Annotated in this window: 2 protein-coding genes; both read right to left on the bottom strand. The window is 72.1% G+C overall.

The genetic code is table 11. The features are described 5' to 3' along the window. Positions 1-46: 46 nt before the first annotated feature. Positions 47-481, bottom strand: coding sequence for a type II 3-dehydroquinate dehydratase (gene aroQ, locus Q2100_RS31195; protein ID WP_302917119.1), 435 nt, complete (start codon positions 479-481; stop codon positions 47-49). Continuing rightward, positions 475-1,557 (bottom strand): 3-dehydroquinate synthase, encoded by a 1,083-nt coding sequence (gene aroB, locus Q2100_RS31190; RefSeq protein ID WP_264015702.1) that lies wholly within the window; start codon positions 1,555-1,557, stop codon positions 475-477. Before aroB ends, aroQ begins: the two co-directional genes overlap by 7 nt. Between the last annotated feature and the right edge of the window lie 97 nt (positions 1,558-1,654).

Below are 1,654 nucleotides of genomic sequence, written 5' to 3'. Positions count from 1 at the left end.
TCTTGTCACCTCACCACGCCGTCACCAACGTCCGTGGTCAGTACACCTAGCCCAGGGTCGCCAGAAAGCGCAGCGCCGCGACGTAGCCCTGCACACCGAGACCGACGATCACGCCGGTCGCCACCTCGCTCAGATACGAGTGGTGCCGGAACTGCTCGCGCCGGTGCACGTTGGAGATGTGCACCTCGATCAGCGGCGCGCTCAGTTCGGCGCACGCGTCGCGCAGCGCGATCGACGTGTGGGTGAACGCCCCGGCGTTGAGCACCACGGCCTCCCCCGCATCCGCGGCATCGTGCACCCAGCCCAGCAGGTCGGCCTCGCTGTCGCTCTGGCGCACCGACACCTCGAGCCCCAGGTCGGCGGCTTCGCGTTCGATCAGCGCGACCAGGTCGTCATGGGTGGTACTGCCGTAGACCTCGGGTTCGCGGCGGCCCAGCCGGCCGAGGTTGGGGCCGTTGAGCACCCGCACGGTCGTCACGATCCGGCTCCGATCTCGGCGTAGGCGGCGGCCAGCAGCGCCGGGTCCGGGCCCTCCAGCCGGCCCGGCTTGGCGAGCCCGTCGAGCACCACGAAGCGCAGCACTCCCGAGCGGGTCTTCTTGTCGCCGGCCATGAACTCCACCAGCTGCGGCAGCGCGTCGGCGTCGTAGTGCACCGGCAGCCCGAGCGCGGTGAGCACCCTGCGATGCCGTTCGGCGGTGTCGTCGTCGAGGCGGCCGGCCAGCCGGCCCAGTTCGGCGGCGAACACCAACCCCACCGAGACCGCCGCGCCGTGGCGCCACTGGTAGCGCTCGCGCCGCTCGATGGCGTGCGCCAGCGTGTGGCCGTAGTTGAGGATCTCGCGCAGCGCCGACTCCTTCTCGTCGGCGGCCACCACCTCGGCCTTGACCGTGACTGATCGCCGGATCAGTTCGGGCAGAACGTCTTTCGTGGGATCCAGGGCCGCCTGCGGGTCGGCCTCGATGAGGTCGAGGATCGCCGGGTCGGCGATGAAGCCGGCCTTCACGATCTCGGCCATGCCGGCGACGATCTCGTTGCGGGGCAGGGTCGCCAGGGTGGCGAGGTCGACCAGCACCGCGGCCGGCTGGTGGAACGCGCCGACGAGGTTCTTGCCCGCGTCGGTGTTGATGCCCGTCTTCCCGCCCACGGCGGCGTCGACCATCGCGAGCAGCGTGGTCGGCACGTGGACGATGTCGACCCCGCGCAGCCAGGTGGCCGCGGCGAAGCCGGCCACGTCGGTGGCCGCTCCCCCGCCCAGGCTGACGACGGCGTCCTTGCGGCCGATGCCGATGCGGCCGAACACTTCCCAGAGGAAGCCGACGACCGGCAGCTCCTTGCCCGCCTCGGCGTCGGGGATCTCGACGCGGTGGGCGTCGATCCCCTGCTCGGCCAGGTGGTGCCGGATGGCCTCGGCGGTCTGGGCGAGGGTCGGCTGGTGCAGCACCGCGACCTTGTGCCTGCCCGCCAGTGTGCGGCCCAGCTCGCCGAGCAGGCCGGTGCCGATGATCACGGGGTAGGGCCTGTCGACGAGCACGTCGACGACGACCGGGTCAGTCATTCCTTCGCTCCGGGTGCCGTGCGGCCATGACCGCGGGGGTGGGCGGGGTGTCGCTCTGCTGCTGGCCGGCGGGGCCGCGCCGCCACGGCGGCCTGCG

This window comes from Mycolicibacterium arseniciresistens, from assembly GCF_030519285.1.
Classification (GTDB): Bacteria; Actinomycetota; Actinomycetes; order Mycobacteriales; family Mycobacteriaceae; genus Mycobacterium; species Mycobacterium arseniciresistens.
This window is presented reverse-complemented; position numbering and strand designations above follow the sequence as displayed.